The 17,825-nt window shown below is 39.8% G+C and carries 16 protein-coding genes and 1 pseudogene; 1 reads left to right on the top strand and 16 read right to left on the bottom strand.

The features are described 5' to 3' along the window. Positions 1-108: 108 nt before the first annotated feature. The 8 genes from rpsI to pbp2b all read right to left on the bottom strand — a co-directional run bounded on the left by rpsI (position 109) and on the right by pbp2b (position 7,839). Entirely contained in the window at positions 109-501 is a 393-nt protein-coding gene (gene rpsI, locus QM847_RS06385; RefSeq protein WP_002893764.1) for a 30S ribosomal protein S9, read from the bottom strand. 18 nt (positions 502-519) lie between these two features. Beyond that, positions 520-966 carry a 50S ribosomal protein L13 gene (rplM, locus tag QM847_RS06380; RefSeq protein WP_001044624.1) on the bottom strand — a complete coding sequence of 149 codons (447 nt, stop codon included), beginning with the start codon at positions 964-966 and terminating at the stop codon, positions 520-522. 158 nt (positions 967-1,124) lie between these two features. Further along, positions 1,125-1,832 (bottom strand): TIGR02206 family membrane protein, encoded by a 708-nt coding sequence (locus tag QM847_RS06375; RefSeq protein WP_414354619.1) that lies wholly within the window; start codon positions 1,830-1,832, stop codon positions 1,125-1,127. Positions 1,833-1,954: 122 nt separating this feature from the next. Continuing rightward, a complete protein-coding gene (locus QM847_RS06370) occupies positions 1,955-2,566 on the bottom strand; it encodes an NUDIX hydrolase (RefSeq protein ID WP_269798042.1) in 612 nt (203 codons plus the stop codon). Beyond that, positions 2,553-3,926: a UDP-N-acetylmuramoyl-tripeptide--D-alanyl-D-alanine ligase gene (locus QM847_RS06365; protein WP_414354617.1), complete on the bottom strand. Its 1,374-nt coding sequence runs from the start codon at positions 3,924-3,926 to the stop codon at positions 2,553-2,555. The genes QM847_RS06370 and QM847_RS06365 overlap by 14 nt, the downstream gene beginning before the upstream one ends. Positions 3,927-3,979: 53 nt before the next feature. Continuing rightward, positions 3,980-5,023 carry a D-alanine--D-alanine ligase gene (locus tag QM847_RS06360; protein ID WP_414354615.1) on the bottom strand — a complete coding sequence of 348 codons (1,044 nt, stop codon included), beginning with the start codon at positions 5,021-5,023 and terminating at the stop codon, positions 3,980-3,982. 166 nt (positions 5,024-5,189) lie between these two features. Next, the gene (gene recR / locus QM847_RS06355; protein ID WP_269798040.1) at positions 5,190-5,786 is read right to left on the bottom strand and encodes a recombination mediator RecR; all 597 of its coding nucleotides are present in this window, start codon (positions 5,784-5,786) and stop codon (positions 5,190-5,192) included. A gap of 10 nt (positions 5,787-5,796) precedes the next feature. Then, positions 5,797-7,839 (bottom strand): penicillin-binding protein PBP2B, encoded by a 2,043-nt coding sequence (gene pbp2b / locus QM847_RS06350; RefSeq protein ID WP_414354613.1) that lies wholly within the window; start codon positions 7,837-7,839, stop codon positions 5,797-5,799. Between the two features lie 207 nt (positions 7,840-8,046). On the opposite strand from pbp2b, the gene QM847_RS06345 reads away from it, so the two are divergent. Beyond that, positions 8,047-8,898: a MurR/RpiR family transcriptional regulator gene (locus QM847_RS06345; protein WP_414354611.1), complete on the top strand. Its 852-nt coding sequence runs from the start codon at positions 8,047-8,049 to the stop codon at positions 8,896-8,898. A 63-nt stretch (positions 8,899-8,961) separates the two neighbouring features. On the opposite strand, the pseudogene QM847_RS06340 reads toward QM847_RS06345, so the two are convergent. From QM847_RS06340 to QM847_RS06305, 8 genes and pseudogenes are all read right to left on the bottom strand, one after another. Further along, positions 8,962-11,094: pseudogene (locus QM847_RS06340) on the bottom strand (alpha-L-fucosidase); the annotation flags it as partial. A 194-nt stretch (positions 11,095-11,288) separates the two neighbouring features. After that, on the bottom strand, positions 11,289-12,173 hold the full coding sequence (locus tag QM847_RS06335) for an ROK family protein (RefSeq protein ID WP_414354609.1): 885 nt from the start codon (positions 12,171-12,173) through the stop codon (positions 11,289-11,291). 15 nt (positions 12,174-12,188) lie between these two features. Continuing rightward, positions 12,189-13,106, bottom strand: coding sequence for a dihydrodipicolinate synthase family protein (locus tag QM847_RS06330; protein WP_049548138.1), 918 nt, complete (start codon positions 13,104-13,106; stop codon positions 12,189-12,191). 164 nt (positions 13,107-13,270) lie between these two features. Continuing rightward, on the bottom strand, positions 13,271-13,921 hold the full coding sequence (locus tag QM847_RS06325) for a YesL family protein (RefSeq protein ID WP_414354607.1): 651 nt from the start codon (positions 13,919-13,921) through the stop codon (positions 13,271-13,273). Positions 13,922-13,941: 20 nt separating this feature from the next. Further along, the gene (locus QM847_RS06320; protein ID WP_414354605.1) at positions 13,942-14,394 is read right to left on the bottom strand and encodes a YhcH/YjgK/YiaL family protein; all 453 of its coding nucleotides are present in this window, start codon (positions 14,392-14,394) and stop codon (positions 13,942-13,944) included. Between the two features lie 68 nt (positions 14,395-14,462). Beyond that, a complete protein-coding gene (locus QM847_RS06315) occupies positions 14,463-15,302 on the bottom strand; it encodes a carbohydrate ABC transporter permease (RefSeq protein WP_250307614.1) in 840 nt (279 codons plus the stop codon). A gap of 16 nt (positions 15,303-15,318) precedes the next feature. Continuing rightward, complete coding sequence (locus tag QM847_RS06310) at positions 15,319-16,185, bottom strand: carbohydrate ABC transporter permease (RefSeq protein ID WP_075566090.1); 867 nt, start codon at positions 16,183-16,185, stop codon at positions 15,319-15,321. 231 nt (positions 16,186-16,416) lie between these two features. After that, complete coding sequence (locus QM847_RS06305) at positions 16,417-17,751, bottom strand: ABC transporter substrate-binding protein (protein WP_414354603.1); 1,335 nt, start codon at positions 17,749-17,751, stop codon at positions 16,417-16,419. Positions 17,752-17,825: the final 74 nt, after the last annotated feature.

The raw sequence follows: 17,825 nt of genomic DNA, 5'->3' as shown, positions 1-17,825 counted from the left end.
GGGGTGAATATGGGGTGAATTTTGGGGTGAACTTTGATTTTTTGAAACAAAAAAGACATCCAAGAAATAATTCTTGAATGTCTGTAAACGTTGATATAATCGTATTGATTAACGTTTTGAGAATTGTGATGCTTTACGAGCTTTCTTAAGACCTGGTTTCTTACGCTCAACTTTACGTGAGTCACGTGTAAGAAGTCCTGCGCGTTTCAATGAATCGCGGAAGTCTGGGTCTACTTGAAGAAGGGCACGAGCGATACCGTGACGGATAGCTCCTGCTTGACCAGCGTATCCACCACCTACAACGTTAACGAAAACGTCGTATGAACCTGCAGTTGAAGTAACTGCAAATGGTTGGTTGATGACAAGACGAAGGTCAGCGTGTGGAATGTACTCTTCAACATCTTTTTTGTTAACAGTGATTTTACCAGTTCCTGGAACAAGGCGAACGCGTGCAACAGCGTTTTTACGACGTCCAGTACCTGCATATTGTGCTTGTGACATACTTTATTGTTCCTTTCCTTAGATAAGTCCTGAAATATCAAGAACTTCTGGTTGTTGTGCAGCGTGAGTGTGCTCAGCTCCAACAAATACTTTCAATTTCATACCTTGAGCACGGCCAAGAGTATTGTGTGGAAGCATACCTTTAACTGATTTCTCGATCAAACGAACTGCGTTTTTAGAACGAAGTTCACCAGCAGAGATTTGTTTCAATCCACCTGGGTGGTTTGAGTGAGTGTAGTAGATCTTATCAGTTGCTTTTTTACCAGTCAATTTAACTTTTTCAGCATTGATAACGATTACGAAGTCACCTGTATCAGTATGTGGTGTAAATGTTGGTTTGTTTTTTCCGCGAAGTACGCTAGCAACAACTGCTGAAAGGCGTCCAAGAGGTACATCAGTTGCGTCAACAACGTACCATTTGCGTTCTACTTGGCCTGGTTTAGCCATGAATGTAGTTTTGTTCATGATTTCTCCTATATGAATATCGTTTTTGTTTACAGGGCGGATGTTCCGGTCCGCAAGTTATTTGAAAGGTTCCGGGGCCTTACAAATGGGGTAAACAATACCGCCTACTATTGTATCAAAATTCTCAGATAAAAGTCAAGCGGTTGGGAAAATATTTTTTATTTCTGCCAGATTTTCAATCTTCTTTCTGCCTTCTCCTGAGTGATGACTTGAAAACCTTTATAGAAGAGGAAAATAGCACAAGCCAAAAATAGAGTGACAATGATATAATTAACCACAAGACCATGGTCTCCCACCAATGGTGGTTTTGTCATAAAACCGTAATCTCCACCCGTCACTAAATTGACTATAAAAATCAAACCATTGAGTAAAGAGGTCAGTATAAGAATACCTTTGAAATCCAACAGACGAGCATCGTAGTTGTTTAAAAGATAAATCAAGGAATTTCCAAGAAGGGCTAGATGTCCGAAAATAAAGGACAAAATAACGATGTGTGGGAAAGAGTAAGCGTCTGGGATTGGATAAACAAAAGCTGCAATCGTCCCGAAGGTTCCAAGCAAAGCAAAATACTGTTTGGTTTTTGAAACACCTGGTAGTAGTAGAACTACAAACATGGCTAATCGGCAATGATAAAAAGGCAAGCTTTCTGACAGCGGGAACTGATTAATCCAATACCAGCTATAAAGCGCGATTAACTGTATTGCCTGTATTATCTGGAAAAATCGTTGACAAACCTTATTATCACGATAGCGGTGAGCAAGATAAATTGTTAAAAACAGTAAGGCAAATGTGCTTGCGTACCAAGTAAATCCAAATTGGGGTGGCTCCGTAGCCTGGGTGGTAAATAAAGCATCCCAAACATTCATATAATTTTCCTCATCTTTATATAAGCCGATCTCTTACTTATCTACATAGAGCCTAGCTTACATTTATTTCTAATATTTTTTTGTTCAAAAGAAGCTAGTGGCCTTAAGATAAAACAAAGCTTCTAATCAATATATTGTTTCCGCTCACCCTGATAAACCTGCCATAGAATATCCATTTGTTCCTTGGTTATTCTTTTTTTAGATAAGGGAGGGAGAGCCGAAATGTCAAAAAATCCTAATTCAGCAACTTCTTGATTTTCTTGAAAGTCCCCATCCAATAGTCGACAATCAAATACAAACTTGGCATACTGCTTACTCTGCATTTGAAAGCGATTGGTATCAAAAACAGCCAATAAAGAGCCTACTTCTGCAAAAAAGCCTGTTTCTTCCTGAACTTCTTTTCGGATATTTTCCTTAGGGGAATAGCCTACTTCACCAAAGCCACCAGGTAATGCCCAAGTATCCTCTCCTTGTCCTCTAACCAGGCAAATCTTCTGATCTTGAACAATCCAAGCCCTTACATCCATCAAGGGAGTTGCATAGCTAGCTGTTGGTTTTAAGATCGCAGTCAATTCCTCTTGATTGAGCTCTGTTTGATCCTGTAATAGGCTCCATAAAATCTGACGTAAATCCTCATAACGTTCACGGTCAAAGGGGTCCTTTGTATAGGTCAAACCAGTATCAGTGATAGCCAACATCCTCTGTAGATTCTTAGCAAAATTAGTTGCACTCATTTTCTAAACTTTCTACTAGCTTAGCTAGATTCATAGAATTCGAACCTTTAAGCAAAATCTGGTCATGTGCACCAAGACTCTCCTTGACCTGCTTAATCATGGCTTCAAACTGGTCTTCCTCAGCTGTTTTCTTGAAGTAGTAAACATGACCGATTGGGAATATTTGACTGGCTAGTTGGGCCAATTCCGCAATGTCTTCACCGTAGAAAATAACGGTATCAAGTACATCAGGTGACAGGCTCAAAATCATTTGATTATGGAGTTGAACAGACTGGTCTCCCAGTTCTCTCATATCCGCCAGAACTGCTATTTTTTTGCCACCTTCATTAGCTGGGATAGCAGAGAAAGTTTCTAAAATCAACTTCATAGCTGTTGGGTTGGCATTATAGACATCTGATAAGATATCTGCACCGTTGGCAGCCTTTTTCCACTCGGTACGATTGCGGGTCAACTCAAGATTTTTGAAGGCTTGACCAATCTGCTCCTCAGTCACTCCTTCTTGAAGAGCTACATAAGATGCAATCATGGCATTGGTCGCATTATACTTACCAGTCACAGGCAAATCAAGGGGTTGCTCCAAGAAATTAGCCTTGAAAGTTAGGCTATCCTTACGCTCAATCAAATCTGTAATTTCGAGTTCGGCACCTGGACCAAAACGAACTACCTTTTGATCAGCTGGTAGATAATCCTCTACAATTGGATCAGCTGGCGCCAAGAGCAAGCTACCTCTCTCCATACCATCAGCAATCTGTAATTTCCCTTTGGCAATCTCTGAACGGTCCTTGAAGAAGGCCAAATGAGCCTCTCCGACCAGAGTCACAATAGCTATCTTTGGACGAGCTAATTCAGACAAGAGATGAATATCTCCCAAGTGATCCTGCCCCATCTCCAAGACCAATTTCTCAGTGTCATCCGGCATATGAAGAACTGTATAAGGTAGTCCAATCTCGTTATTGTAATTTCCTTGAGTTTTATACGTTTTAAAAGTCGTAGCAAGTAAATGCGCCAGCATGTCCTTAGTCGTTGTCTTACCGTTCGAACCTGTAACAGCTAAGACATCTACTCCTGTTTTTTGAAGATAGCTAGCTGCTAGAGTTTGAAAAGCAGTTAAGACATCATCTACTAGAATATAGGGACGTCCTTCTACTTCCTTCTCTGACAAGGTTACAGCAGCAGCGTTTTCAAAAGCCGTCTCGATAAAGTCATGACCATCACGCGCTCCCTTGAGAGGAACAAATAAGTCGCCCTCCGCTATCAAACGGCTATCAAATTCTGCCTTAACTAGCGGACTATCCGGATAGACTGATACATCATTCTTAGCACCAACAAGACGCGCAACTTCGTGAATTGTAAGTTTCATATTTACTCCTTTAAAAAGGGGCAAGGAGTCCTTCCCCGCCCTTATGTCTGTCTTTACAATAGGTGCGCTTCACGCTTGTCAAAACTTTCCTTAGCAAGATCAACCAAACGTTCAATTAATTCTGGATAAGAAATTCCCATATTGTCCCAAAGCAAGGGATACATAGACCATTTCGTAAAACCTGGCATCGTATTTAGCTCATTTAGGAAAATCTCACCTTTATCTGTATAGAAGAAGTCACAACGCGACAATCCAAGTCCACCGATAGCACGGAAGGCAGTTTCGGCATTCTTGCGCATAACCGATACCACTTCATCGCTAATCTTAGCTGGGATATCCATGGTAATCTTGTTGTCGATATATTTGGCATCATAGTCATAGAAGGCTACGTCTTTGACAACTTCACCAGGTAGCGTGCTTTTGACATCATAGTTTCCTAAAAGTCCAACTTCGATTTCACGCGCAGTTACACCCTGCTCCACCAAAACACGACTATCGTACTTGAAGGCAAGATCTAAAGCTTGGCGAAGTTCCTCTTGATTCTCAGACTTAGAAATACCTACACTAGAACCCATATTCGATGGCTTAGTAAAGACTGGGTACCTTAATTTTTCTTCAACTTCTGCAATCTTAGAAGACAAGTCATCCCCTTCAACAATGGCTACATAAGGTACTTGAGCGATTCCAGCAGACTCTAAGACACGCTTGGTAGTGATTTTATCCATAGCAAGACTTGATGACAAAATGTTACACCCAACATAAGGCATTTTCAAGACTTCTAGGAAACCTTGGACCGAGCCGTCCTCTCCCATCGGTCCATGAAGGACTGGAAAGACGACTGCTCCTTCTTCGTAGATAGCACTTGGAGTAATTTTCTTGTCCCAGTCAATGCTATCATTCGTCATGAGACGATCATCCTGACTTGGAGTTTGGGTAAATTCTTGTGTTTTAATAAAGTCACCAGACTGGCTAATGAAGAAAGTTTTTACCATGAAGCAATCATAGTTAACCGCACGCATCACACTTTCCGCTGACAACACAGACACTTTGCGTTCTGCACTGCGTCCACCGTATAATAGAATAATTGTTTGTTTCATATGGATGTCCTATTTCTACTAGAATACTTGCTCTTTAGTATATCATATTTGTCTATTTTTTTAAACTTGTATATTCAAAAACAAAAGAGGCTGGGACAAAACTAGGTCTAGCCTCACTCTTGTTTTTACTTTACTAAGTGCTTGCCTCTTTTTTTACCCTTAGAGACTATAGTTCTGTCCGATTTTCAATAGCTCGAAGAAGAGTGACTTCATCTGCATATTCAATATCAGCTCCTACTGCTAGCCCTCGTGCTAGACGAGTAACTTTAATTCCCGCTGGTTTAAGCAAACGAGATAGATACATAGAAGTCGCTTCGCCATCAGCTGTCGCATTAGTTGCAACAATGACCTCTGAAACGTCACTATCCATCAGACGAGTCATGAGGCTCTTAAGATTGATATCGTCAGGGCTGATACCATTCATTGGTGAAATCAAGCCATGCAATACATGATAAAGTCCGTGGTATTCTTGGATATTTTCCATAGCTGCCACATCTCTACTATCCTCTAAAACTAAGATAGTTGTCTGATCACGACTAGGGTCTGTACAGATAGAGCAAGGATCCTCGTCTGTCAAACGTCCACAGATGGAACAATAAGTTAATTCTCGTTTAGCTGAAAGAAGATTTTTTGCAAATTCATTAACGTCATCATCAGGCATTCCAATCGTGTAAAAGGCCAATCGGGTCGCTGTCTTAATCCCGATACCGGGAAGCTTAGAATAACTGTCAATTAACTTAGCAATGGGTGTTGGATAGAGCATAGCTTCCTTTCTAATTCATTGGATGGTGTTTATTGTATAAATTGATAATATCACGAGCAATAGAAGGCCCAACACCATTTGTGAGATTGGTGTTATGTGGGAAGACCACAGCAACTGCAATCTGAGGATTATTAGACGGGGCATAGGCAACCGCATTGGTATTGGTAGCTTTTTGACCATTTCCTACGTTACTTTCGGCGGTACCTGTTTTTCCACTGATAGAAACAGTTGCTCCATTTGAGAAGGAACGACCTGTTGTAAGAGGGCTAGTTCCGTGAGAAACCTGATAGAATCCTTGTTGTAAGAGGGCCATGTCTGACTTTGAAATATTAACTCGATTGATTTCTTTAGTCTCTGTTTCTTGGATTAATTCTCCAAGTCCACCTGTATCGTTATTATCATAGATTCCCTCAACAATGTGTGGAGCTAGGCGGACACCGTTATTAGCAATGGTAGCAACATACTGGGCCAACTGCAAAGGTGTATAGTTGTCAAACTGACCAAAAGCATTATTTAGGTAATTGGCCAAATCAAATTCTTTAGGAACAAATCCAATCGATTCATCAGGTAAATCAATTCCAGTAGAAACACCCAAACCATATTCTCCGAAAGTTGAACGTAGTTTCCCCATAGCTGAGTCTAGCTGATTGGTTACAACTGACATATTCGGCTTGTAGGTTTGACCCATCATTCCCAGTGCCGTTTGCACCATATAGGTATTTGACGAGTACTCTAAGGCTTCAACGGCCGTGATCGGGAAGGAACCAGTCGAAACTGTATACCAAGAATTGATAGGGGCAGACCCCTGAAACACAATCGGTTGATCTGTTAGGGTTTGATTGCCGGATAAAACTCCGTTTTCCCAACCAGAACTAATGGTTGCTGCCTTAACGACAGATCCTGGAACAAATACATTGGTCACAGTTCCAAGAGAATCCGGAGTTAACTCACCAGTATCCACATTATGTTTCATCCCTGATAAGGCTAACACTGCCCCCGTCTTCGGATTAAGTGCTACTGCGTAAACACCCTCTGAATATTTAGCTCCACCGTTCGCTAATTCTGATTTGAAATAACTTTTCAACAGCTCATCAACGCTATCTTGGAAGGCCAAATCAATGGTTAGTTTGATATTTTTACCCTTACTACCTTCCTCAATATTCTCCACACTTTCCATGTCTCCATGTTTGTCAAGATGAATTTCTTTAACAGTGCGCTTCCCTTGTAGAATTTCTTCGTATTGTTTTTCTAGATAGGAAGTTCCTACACGGTCATTGAGGGAATAACCTTTTTTAAGGTATTCATCAACATCTTCAGCTGGAAGACCAGATTTTTCACTCGAAACACTACCAACAATTGACGAAAGTGATGTATCTAAAACCTTACGATCCCAAGAAGTTGAGATACTAATCCCTGGTAATTCCTTAGAGGCAGAAGCGATAACTGCTATCTGGGTATCATCTAATGGATCTGTTTGGATATTGCCAGTTGCAAAATTCCCGACAGCATTAAGCTGATTAAAGATATAAATGGCTTTCTTCTCATCCTCTGTATAGCTCATTTGATCGGAAGCAATACTCTCAGCAGCATTGTTATAAAGCTCAGATTCTGAAAGTAGATTCCCATCTGAATCAAAACGTTTATCCTTTGGAAGAGCTTCTACCGTCTTTTTATAGATGGCTGGATCAGCTAGATAGTAGTCCGCAATTTGCCGGTCAGTCAGCTCAGGAGAAGTAACAGATACATAGTTTAACAGTTTTTTAGAAATATCTTTCAAGTCTGTCGCTGTCATCTTGTTGCTACGTGTAAAAGCAACCACTTGTTTGACAGTGTTTTCGACCAGTGGTTTTCCTGTGGCATCGTAGATTTCACCACGCACAGATCCTGTTGTAACACGAGTTTGGCTAGCTGAAGCTAGTTTATTTTCATAAAAATCTTTATGCAAAACCTGCATATAGAGCAAGCGTCCAATAATCGCCATAAACAATAGAATGACGATTGCAAACAATAAATTTAGCCGAATCGGAATCGAGTGGCTATTAAATTTTCTCATACAAATCAGTCTCGTTTCTAATCAAAATCTCACTCTACATTGTACCATAATTTGAGGAGAAAATTATGGAAAAAGGGAAGAGTTTTGCTTTTTAGTCAAATATCTACGTTTAAAAAAATAGATGTGATATAATAAAAATAATCATCCTAATTCTAGATTTTTTTACACTCATTAAATCTGTTGTAATACTATCAACCAAGGAGTCACATGAACAAGCAAGACATCTCTACGATTATTAATCTTCATTTTGAGGAAATGACGGAATTAGAGCAAGTGATTGCCCGTTATTTCTTACAAGTTGAAACAATTCATGACGACTTGTCTTCGCAAGAGGTCACCCAAAAACTACATATCTCACAAGCTGCTCTCACACGTTTTGCAAAAAAATGCGGATTCAAAGGTTATCGTGAGTTTATCTTTAAATATCAACAACAAAAAGATGCCCTAACTCTCCTACAACCAGATATGAATCCCTTGACACAAAGAGTCTTAAGAAGCTATACTAATCTCCGAGAAATGTCTCGAGAACTGATTGATGAAGAACAACTAGAACGCGTAGCCCAAATGATTGAACAGGCTGAGCGTGTCTACTTCTTTGGAACTGGAAGTTCTGGCTTAGTCGCTCGGGAAATGAAATTTCGCTTCATGAGACTGGGTGTAGTCTGTGAAGCCATAACAGATCCAGATGGTTTCGCTTGGACTACAAGTATTTTGGATAAGAACTGTCTCGTATTTGGTTTTTCTCTTTCAGGAACAACAACTTCCGTCATCGATAGTCTACTAGATGCTCAGGATATGGGAGCAAAAACTGTTCTATTTACCAGTATGCCTAGCAAGGAGACTCAGGATTTTACTGAGATTGTACTTGTAGCAAATCAAGGTCAATCCCCATATATTCAACGGCTTTCTGCCCAGCTTCCTATGCTCTTTGTCATTGACTTGCTTTATGCTTATTTCTTAGAAATTGATCGTGAAAGTAAAGAAAAGATTTTTAATAGCTATTGGGAAAATAAAAAACTCAATGGTTATCGTAGAAATCGTAAAAATGGAAAATCCTAAATTGATGTAACAATTTAGGATTTTTTTATCACTCAAATGTGCTTATAACAAATTTATCAAAACTCAATTCTCTTTTGAAAGCAAACCTACTTTCATCACTCGAATCGTTGCTTCTGAAGCGAATCCAAGAAGAGCATTATCAGAAACGTTGGTCATTTTCACCTTGAAATCAAAGATGGAATCAGCTTGCTCTGTAAAGTCAATCGTTGGAATAGTGATTGTTTTCTCAGTTTCACCATCTTGGAAGGTCAAGTCAGCTGTTGTGTCCTTATACACTTTACCATGAACCCCTGTTCCTGGTTCTGTTACGACATGGACTGTTGCTGTTCCTTTACTACCACCAACACGCTTAATGGTTACAGTAACTGGTTGACCTTTTTGAACTTCATAAGTTGTTTCTTTCATCTCAAACATACCCTCGCCGGCATTGTTGAGCGTGTAGATGCCTTCAGTTGCAATGGCTTTTCCAGTCTTGTTAACGAGTTTGATGGCATGTTCACCTGGAGCCAAGTCATCTGTTTCATAAACCATCTGGCTACGTTTGCGAGCTGCATTATTGGTTTGCACGTCTGCAACCTTTTGACCATTCACGTAAACTGACATTTCACCGTGGTTTGGATCAACTGTAGACACTACATATGCTTTTGTTCCAGTGAAACGGTAGGTAACGCTAGCATCTTTTTGGTTAGTCCACATAGATGTTCCGCGGATACCTTCAGATTCGTCATACCAAGTTGTATTTTCTTTATCAGCTGTGGTATTTGAATGGTAATCTAGTCCGAGAGGGTAACCATCTGTTTTCTCGATACTACTTGGTGTCTTATAAACAGAGAAGTTTGTCAAGATTGGAGTCGCTTGTGCACCAGTAATGGTCACGCGAATCTTTTGTGCTTCTACTGGTTGACCTTGGATAAGGCGACGATAACCAACAGTTGAACCTTCACCGTATGGTACCCAACGACCGTTGAGTTCAACTTCAACCTTGAATCCAGAGATTCGTTGACCTTTAGCAATATCTTCTTTGAGTTCAACTACGTCAAAGCGTCTCTTTTGACCTAGATCAACAGTGAATTCTCCTGTCTTAGCATCATTCGCTAGTGCCCAGCTGGTATCATCCTTACCATCTGTTAGGTGACTTGCTTGATACAAGTGATTCTTACGAGTAGAGCTTGCAGTTACAGTTGCACCCTTAGCAAAGTCAGTTGCATACATTTGGTCCAAGGTTGCTCGGAATTCTTTCAAACGAGCCACATCTGCATCAGCGAATCTACCTTCTTTGTTTGGTGGAATATTGAGGAGAAGTGGCGTTCCACGACCAACAGACTTGAAGTAGATATCCATCAAATCTTTGATTGATTTTGGTTGTTGATTGTCATGGTAGAACCAACCTGAGCGGATAGAAACGTCTGCTTCACCAACTGAGTACATATCTCCTTCTGGATCTCCATGGTTGAGATATTCATTCTTCACATCATCAGTGATTTTAGCTTTCTTGACCTTATGCCAAACTGGATCTCCGGCGATACCACGTTCATTACCGATCCATCGAACACTTGTTGGTTGAGCAGAGAAGATAACGATATCTCCTTCAGCTTCCTTGATGTACTTGAACCACTCATCAAAGGTATAAGTTACTTTTTGAGCTCCGCTACCACGCGCACCGTCCATCCATACTTCAATGAATTTACCATTGTTACCGTATTGAGGATTGTCAAGGATTTCCTTGAGTTGGTTGAGATAGTATTCATTGTACTCTTTCTCAGTTGCAACGTGGTATTTAGGATGGTTAGCATCCCATGGTGATAAGTAAACACCCATATTCATGTCATACTTAGTTGCTGATTTAGAGATTTCTTCGAGAAGGTCTCCCTTACCATCTTTCCACGGACTAGCAGCTACGGTATGTTTTGTGTATTGAGAAGGATAGATTACAAATCCGTCATGGTGTTTGACAACCATGATTGTTCGTTTGAATCCAGCATCCTTCAAAGTCTTAATCCACTGATCTGTATCAAGGTTAGTCGGATTAAAATTTTGAGGATTTTCTTGACCATCCCCCCACTCAGAATCAGTATAGGTATTCATACCATAGTGGATGAAGGCAGCCAATTCTTCCTTGTGGTAGTCCAATTGAGCCTTGTTCGGAAGTGGTCCAAAGGCCGTAATTTCTGTTTCTTGATCCTCAGGGGAGCTTACTTTACTGTTATATTTTTCTTGTTGATTATAGGTCAATGATTGCTCTCCTTTAGTCCATATCTATTGGGGTTACTGATATATATTTGAATTAACTTAAATATACTATATCGAAGTCAAAAATGCAAGATACCTTGCCATCAGTAAGCAAGTTAGTATTTGCCTTTATTTAAAAATCCTAAATTGGCCTTGCCAATTTAGGATTGTTTTGTTTTGAAATGATAATATGCACCTAGCATCCCAGCAGTATTCTGATGATGTGCAAACTCAAGTCGAGTCTTGTCTGCCAAACTTGGAACAAGCGAATCTTTCAAAGCCTTCCGAATTTTAGGTTTCAAAATTGCTTCTTGTCCCATGATGCCACCACCAAGGATGACAACTTCTGGATTGGCAACATAACATATATTAGCGAGACCCTTTCCAAGGTAATCTACCATGCGGTCAATCCCCTCCATACAGAGTTTGTTACCTTCGGTTGCTTCCTTGAAAATTCGGCGACCATTCCACTGTTCTACCTCATCACCATGTGCATCGGCCACATACTTAACAAGTGCTGTCGTAGAGGCTAAATCTTGAAAAGCACCATCCTGCATATGCAAATAACCAACTTCACAGGCAGAATTACTGAAGCCATGGAAAACTTGTCCATCAATGATCAAACAACCACCGATACCAGTTCCGATAGTCAAGCAAAGGGTAATACTTGCTCCTTTTCCTGATCCTGAAACGGCTTCTGCAAGACCTGCGCAGTTGACATCATTTTCAATCTCACATGGGATTCCAAAGCTACTTTCAATTTCTTTTTTAAATTGAGTTCCTGCATAATTTGGAATCTGCGGACCGGCATAGAAGATTTCACCCTTATCAGGATCAACCATTCCCGCAGAGGAAATAGCTACACCTGACACCGTTCCTTTTTCTAGATAGCTAGCTACGATATCTTTTGTTTTCTGTAAGATGTGTGGACCACCCTTGTGCGCCTCAGTTGGAACTTCATGAGACTCTACAAGTTGTCCATCTTGGTCAATCAAACCGTACTTGATATTAGTTCCACCAATATCAATTGCAACGTAATTAGTCATAAAGCCTCCTGTTGATTAGAGGAAACGCTCCTTAGTTTCACGAATCAATGCCGCAGCTGCTTCAACAACTGGACGATCTTCTTCGGTCACTGGTGTAAGTGGAGAACGAACTGATCCGATGTTAAGTCCTTCATTGATTTTCAAGACTTCTTTAATGACACAGTACATATTTCCATGGGCTGCAGTTAATTTACCGATAATAGCGTTGATTGCATACTGCAATTCACGTGCTGTTTCTAGATCTTTATCTGCAATCAATTGGTTGAGTTTCAAGAAGAGTTCTGGCATAGCACCATAAGTACCACCGATACCCGCTTTTGCTCCCATAAGACGTCCGCCTAAGAACTGCTCATCTGGACCGTTAAAGACGATATGGTCATCGCCACCAAGGCTGACAAAAGTTTGGATATCTTGAACTGGCATTGAAGAGTTCTTAACACCGATAACACGTGGGTTTTTCAACATTTCTGTATAAAGACTTGGAGTCAAAGCAACACCAGCCAATTGGGGAATGTTGTAGATGACATAGTCTGTGTTTGGAGCTGCAGCGCTGATGTCGTTCCAGTATTTTGCAACTGAGTATTCAGGTAAGCGGAAGTAAATTGGTGGGATTGTTGCAATAGCATCTACTCCCAAGCTTTCTGCATGACGAGCCAGTTCAATACTGTCTTTAGTATTGTTGCAAGCCACGTGAGCAATGATAGTCAACTTGCCTTTAGCAACTGCCATCACTTCTTCCAAGATCAATTTGCGGTCTTCTACGCTTTGGTAGATACATTCACCTGAAGAACCGTTGACATAAAGCCCTTGAACACCTTTATCAATAAAGTATTGTACCAAGGCACGAGTACGTTCTGGGCTAACTTCTCCCGCATCATCATAACATGCATAGAAGGCTGGAATGACACCTTCATATTTTTTCAAATCTGACATAGATTTCTCCTAAGATTTCTTATTTTCTGCACTGGGCAGATTAATTTTCACTGTATTAGTATACACCTTGTAAAAATGGCTTTCAATATCTCCCGGCCACTTAGATTTTAATTTCTTCTTGCTGTTTGAAAATTTTTACAATTGAAAGTAGTTTCATACCTATTTCATTCAGCTTGATACTTTGCGAACAATTTTTCCATTAATACAGCCTGCAAAAAAGCAAGAAGCCCAAATCCAAATAGTAAAAATGCCGAACCACCAAGTAGAAGAGTAAATGCTGATAGATATAGAACCATAGCAATTAAGAAGAGGATTGCAAGCATGAGGAAGAACCAAGGAAAGTTAAAGCTTACTAGAAGCAAACCTTTCTGAAGAACCTCTTTCCATGCTAATTCATAACGAGCTGCGATAGGATAACTTGCTAGCATCACTAAGGTCAGGAAGATTAAAATCCCTAGACAGATCACTTTCAGCAACTGAAATGCAAGACCTTCTTGTCCCCAAAACAGATATAGATCAAGAACACTAATCAGAACAATTCCCAACTCCAGTAGACCCAATTGCAGACCTAATTTTAAATTTTGTTTAAAGGCTCTAATATAGGTTTTAAATACTGGAACTCGTCTACTGTTCTTGATTTCAAAAATTGTTTGGTAAAGACTAATCTTGGCTATCCCAATAGTCACAATTGGCAAACAAGACACAACAAAGAGTAGATTAACCGTCACAATATCTAAGACTTTCTCACTAAAACGCATGAGAAAATTATCAGTATCAAATGCTGCTTTAATTAATCCTGAGCCCTTTTGTGCCATTGCTTGCTCCTCCTAACTTACTAATCGATTAAAATTTTAAACAAATACTTGCGAACCTTATCTTCCATACCTGCATAACTGTTTGGCTGATGAGGCTCCCCTGGGAAGAAGACTGCAAAATTGTGATAACCCAACAAAAGTGGGTATTGTTCGTGACAGTGAACAAAGCCGATGTCACTAGCTTCATCAAATGCTACTGCCTCGTCCTTAACACGAGAACCGTAACTTGAGTATTCATGCCCTTCAACCAACAAATGCAAGTCTGCATAGTTTTTATGGTATTCAAAGCGATCATTTTCTTCTTGATTGAGAACATTTTCTTGAACTACTAGAAAGACCTTGTCTCCGTCAATATCGTACTTTCCAAATTCGAAAGTATCTTTGCGGTGTTCATAAAGATAATCAATAGCCTTATCTAAATTCGGATGAAGTCCTTTGTAAAAGGTTATATTTTTTAAATCATCAAAAATCATATTCTACTCTCTTCTCTATGATACTATTTCTAATTGTAGAATGTATCAAAATAATCAAATACTCTCGATTAACCCTTAACCGCTCCCATAGTAATACCTTGAGTAAATGATTTTTGGAATACTAAGAAGACTGTTACGATTGGCACAGCTGCAAGGGCAGCACCTGCCATGATTAATCCATAGTTGGTTGCCATTTCAGCCTGCATGGTTGCAACCCCTAGTGAGATAGTCAAGTTTTGACGTGAAGTCAACATAACCAACTGCATGAAGTAGTCATTCCATGTATTGATGAAGGTAAAGATTGCAAGAGCTGCAAATCCTGGCTTCACAATAGGGAAGGCTACGCTCCAGAAAGTACGAATCTCACCACATCCATCGATTTTAGCAGATTCGAGCAATTCTGTAGGAATGTTTTCACTGAACTGTTTCATGAGGAAGACCCCAAATGGCCATCCGATCAAAGGCAAGATAACTGCCCAAAGAGTATCATGGATTCCCATGAAGTTGACAATACGTACCAATGGTACAAGAACAACTTGTTTTGGAAGAGCCATGGCAGCGATAAAGATAGCGAAGAGAATGCGTTGTCCATAGAAACGTTTCTTAGCCAATACATAACCAGCTAGGGATGAAGTGGCACAAACCAAGAACATTGTTACCAATGAAATGAATACTGAGTTCCACATCCATTGGATTGCTGGGTTTTGCACCATCAATTGTTGGAAGTTCTCCATAGTTGGAGCTTTAGGGAACCATTGTGGTGGAATCATAATGGTATCCGGTTGTGATTTGAATGCACCTGTCAAAATCCAGTAGAATGGAAAGATAAACAGTACAGTCAATAAAAGCAAGAAGATGGTTGAAATAACAGTGAAGGCTGTTAAAGGTTTCTTTTGTGTAGATTGCATAGCTGTCTCCTTTCTATTAGTATTCTACGTCGTTTCCAAGTACTTTAAATTGAACAAAGCTGACAATGGCAATCATAACTGCTAAGAATACACCAATTGTATTGGCATAGCCATACTCAGTCAATTGGAAGGCTTTTTCGTATAGGTAGTACATAAGTGTACTTGTTGAGTAGTTTGGACCACCGGAAGTCAAAAGCTGAATCAAAGCGAAACACTGGAATGAGTTGATGGTTGTGATGATTGCGATATATAGAGTTGTTGGAAGAAGGCTTGGCCATTTGATCTTCCAGAAAACTTGTAATTCAGTTGCTCCATCGACACGCGCTGCTTCAACAAGAGAGTTATCAATGTTTCCCATTGCTGCGATGTAAAGAATGATTGGTTGACCAACTGATGTTGTCAAAAGAATAATCATAATCGCCATCAAAGCCCAGTTTTTATCTCCTAACCAAGAAATGTTTTGGCTAATGATATGGCTTGACTTAAGCACGAAGTTCAAAATACCTGATAGAGGATCATAAATCCATTTCCATACAACCGTTACGGCAACACTACCTGTTACAACAGGGAGGAAGAAGACGAAACGATAGAAAGATCTAGCAACAGCATTTTGTTGGTAAGTTTGCGATGCTACAAAGAGCGAGAAGAGTACAACTACAGGTACAGAACCAATAACCAAGATAACGGTATTGATTAAAGACTTTACAAAGACTGGGTCTTTAAACATACGGATATAGTTGTCCAATCCTATAAATTCAAAGCTTGTCATCGAATAGTTAAAGAAACTAGTGATGAACCCCATAATCATTGGAGCTAAAACGAATACAGTAAAGAAGATTAGCACTGGTGCTAAGAAAGCATAGGAAATCACTGTTTCCCGCATACGAATTTTATTGACTTTCACTGTCGGTACCTCACTTTCAATTATTTTATTATTTTGTTTGTCACCTGACATTGATGTAAAATCAAAATGAAATTTTTTCCACGATAAGCCTATGTAAGAACTTCATTTTAATTTTGATTTGTCAGTTGCTTACATTTTCAAACAAAAGTCCCCCTTTTCGTGTACGAATGTTCACAGGGAAAAGGGGGGACTGTAAGGTTTATTTAGGACTTATTTTTTAGCTGCTTTTTTAATAGTTTCGTTTGCTTTTTCAGTGAATGTCTTCAAAGCTGCAGCAGGTTCTTGGTCACCATTAGATACTGCTTGCAACATTGGGAACCATAGAGTTCTCATTTCAGCGAATCCATCGATTGTGTTGTAGTATGGAGAGTAGTATTTAGTCCAACCACTGATTGTTTCCATACGTTTGTCATCGTAAAGTTTACCAAATGAAGTACGAACTGGGAATGCTCCTGTACGAACTACGTCTTTAGGACCCCACTCTTTATCATCAGCGATGAATTGGATGAATTTCTTAGCTGCAGCAACTTTCTTTTCATCCTTGTTGTTGAATACTGCAAATCCGTTTACAAGGTATTCAAGAGCTGGTTTACCAGAATCAGATGGGAATGGAACTTCTACCACTTCAACTTTACTTGCTTCCAATAATTTAGCTTGGATACCGTTTTGAGCTGGTGCCCAAAGGATTGTGTATGATGTTTGACCATTTGCAAAGTTTTGGATGTCTGCACCACCGTCAAATTGTGAACCGTTGTTCAACAAACCATCTTTAATCCAGCTAGTTGCTTTTTCAAGACCTTTAACGAATTTAGGATCGTCAGTTGTGTATTTAGTTACTTCTTTATCTGTTACAGAGCCACCGTAAAGGTTAGAGATGAAGGCACGTGTTCCTTGGTCTCCCCCTTGACCAGAACTGAACAATGAACCTGGAGTGTATCCTTTGTCTTTAAGAGCTTTCAAAACTTTTTCAAAGTCATCTGTAGTCCAACCTTCTTTAACAAGGTCAGCTACACCAGCATCTTCCAACATCTTCTTGTTCATAGCCATGTAGAATGGTGCAGAACTAATTGGATACATGTAAGCTTTATCACCAGCTTTACTTGCTTGGATGATATTATCATTGTTTACATCTTTAACAAATTCGTCTGTGAAGAGGTCATTCAACTCAGCCAATTTACCATTTTTACCGTAATTGATGATACGTCCTGGTGCGTCAAAGAGTACGTCTGGAGCAGTTCCAGCTTCGATTGCTGTAGTGATTTTTTCAGGTCCAGATTTGAAGTCGATTGTTTCTAGCTTAACTTTAATATCTGGATTTGCTTTTTCAAAAGCTTCGATGATAGATTTTTCATAAGTTCCAACACCGTCACCAGTTTTTTCTTGTGTGAAGACAGGGAATGCCCACCAAGTAATTTCTGTAGTTGCAGCAGCAGAGTCGCCACCTGATTTAGCTGCTTCTTTGTTAGTGTCTGTTTTACCACAAGCAGCAAGAGATAGAACTGCAGCACCTGCAAGTACTGTACAAGCTAATTTTCTGAATTTCATATGTATTCTCCTAAATTTATTTATAATGACGATATCCAATTTGGATAATGGGAAACATTGTTATTGTATACGTT

It is taken from the genome of Streptococcus timonensis, assembly GCF_047463455.1.
In the GTDB taxonomy this organism is placed as follows: Bacteria; Bacillota; Bacilli; order Lactobacillales; family Streptococcaceae; genus Streptococcus; species Streptococcus timonensis_B.
This window is presented reverse-complemented; position numbering and strand designations above follow the sequence as displayed.

Coding starts and splice junctions, on each gene's coding strand:
- QM847_RS06315 (WP_250307614.1), bottom strand. CDS start 15,302: ATGCAATCTACACAAAAGAAACCTTTAACAGCCTTCACTGTTATTTCA.
- QM847_RS06370 (WP_269798042.1), bottom strand. CDS start 2,566: ATGAGTGCAACTAATTTTGCTAAGAATCTACAGAGGATGTTGGCTATC.
- rpsI (WP_002893764.1), bottom strand. CDS start 501: ATGTCACAAGCACAATATGCAGGTACTGGACGTCGTAAAAACGCTGTT.
- QM847_RS06320 (WP_414354605.1), bottom strand. CDS start 14,394: ATGATTTTTGATGATTTAAAAAATATAACCTTTTACAAAGGACTTCAT.
- QM847_RS06330 (WP_049548138.1), bottom strand. CDS start 13,106: ATGTCAGATTTGAAAAAATATGAAGGTGTCATTCCAGCCTTCTATGCA.
- QM847_RS06360 (WP_414354615.1), bottom strand. CDS start 5,023: ATGAAACAAACAATTATTCTATTATACGGTGGACGCAGTGCAGAACGC.
- pbp2b (WP_414354613.1), bottom strand. CDS start 7,839: ATGAGAAAATTTAATAGCCACTCGATTCCGATTCGGCTAAATTTATTG.
- QM847_RS06335 (WP_414354609.1), bottom strand. CDS start 12,173: ATGACTAATTACGTTGCAATTGATATTGGTGGAACTAATATCAAGTAC.
- QM847_RS06365 (WP_414354617.1), bottom strand. CDS start 3,926: ATGAAACTTACAATTCACGAAGTTGCGCGTCTTGTTGGTGCTAAGAAT.
- QM847_RS06310 (WP_075566090.1), bottom strand. CDS start 16,185: ATGCGGGAAACAGTGATTTCCTATGCTTTCTTAGCACCAGTGCTAATC.
- rplM (WP_001044624.1), bottom strand. CDS start 966: ATGAACAAAACTACATTCATGGCTAAACCAGGCCAAGTAGAACGCAAA.
- QM847_RS06375 (WP_414354619.1), bottom strand. CDS start 1,832: ATGAATGTTTGGGATGCTTTATTTACCACCCAGGCTACGGAGCCACCC.
- recR (WP_269798040.1), bottom strand. CDS start 5,786: ATGCTCTATCCAACACCCATTGCTAAGTTAATTGACAGTTATTCTAAG.
- QM847_RS06345 (WP_414354611.1), top strand. CDS start 8,047: ATGAACAAGCAAGACATCTCTACGATTATTAATCTTCATTTTGAGGAA.
- QM847_RS06305 (WP_414354603.1), bottom strand. CDS start 17,751: ATGAAATTCAGAAAATTAGCTTGTACAGTACTTGCAGGTGCTGCAGTT.
- QM847_RS06325 (WP_414354607.1), bottom strand. CDS start 13,921: ATGGCACAAAAGGGCTCAGGATTAATTAAAGCAGCATTTGATACTGAT.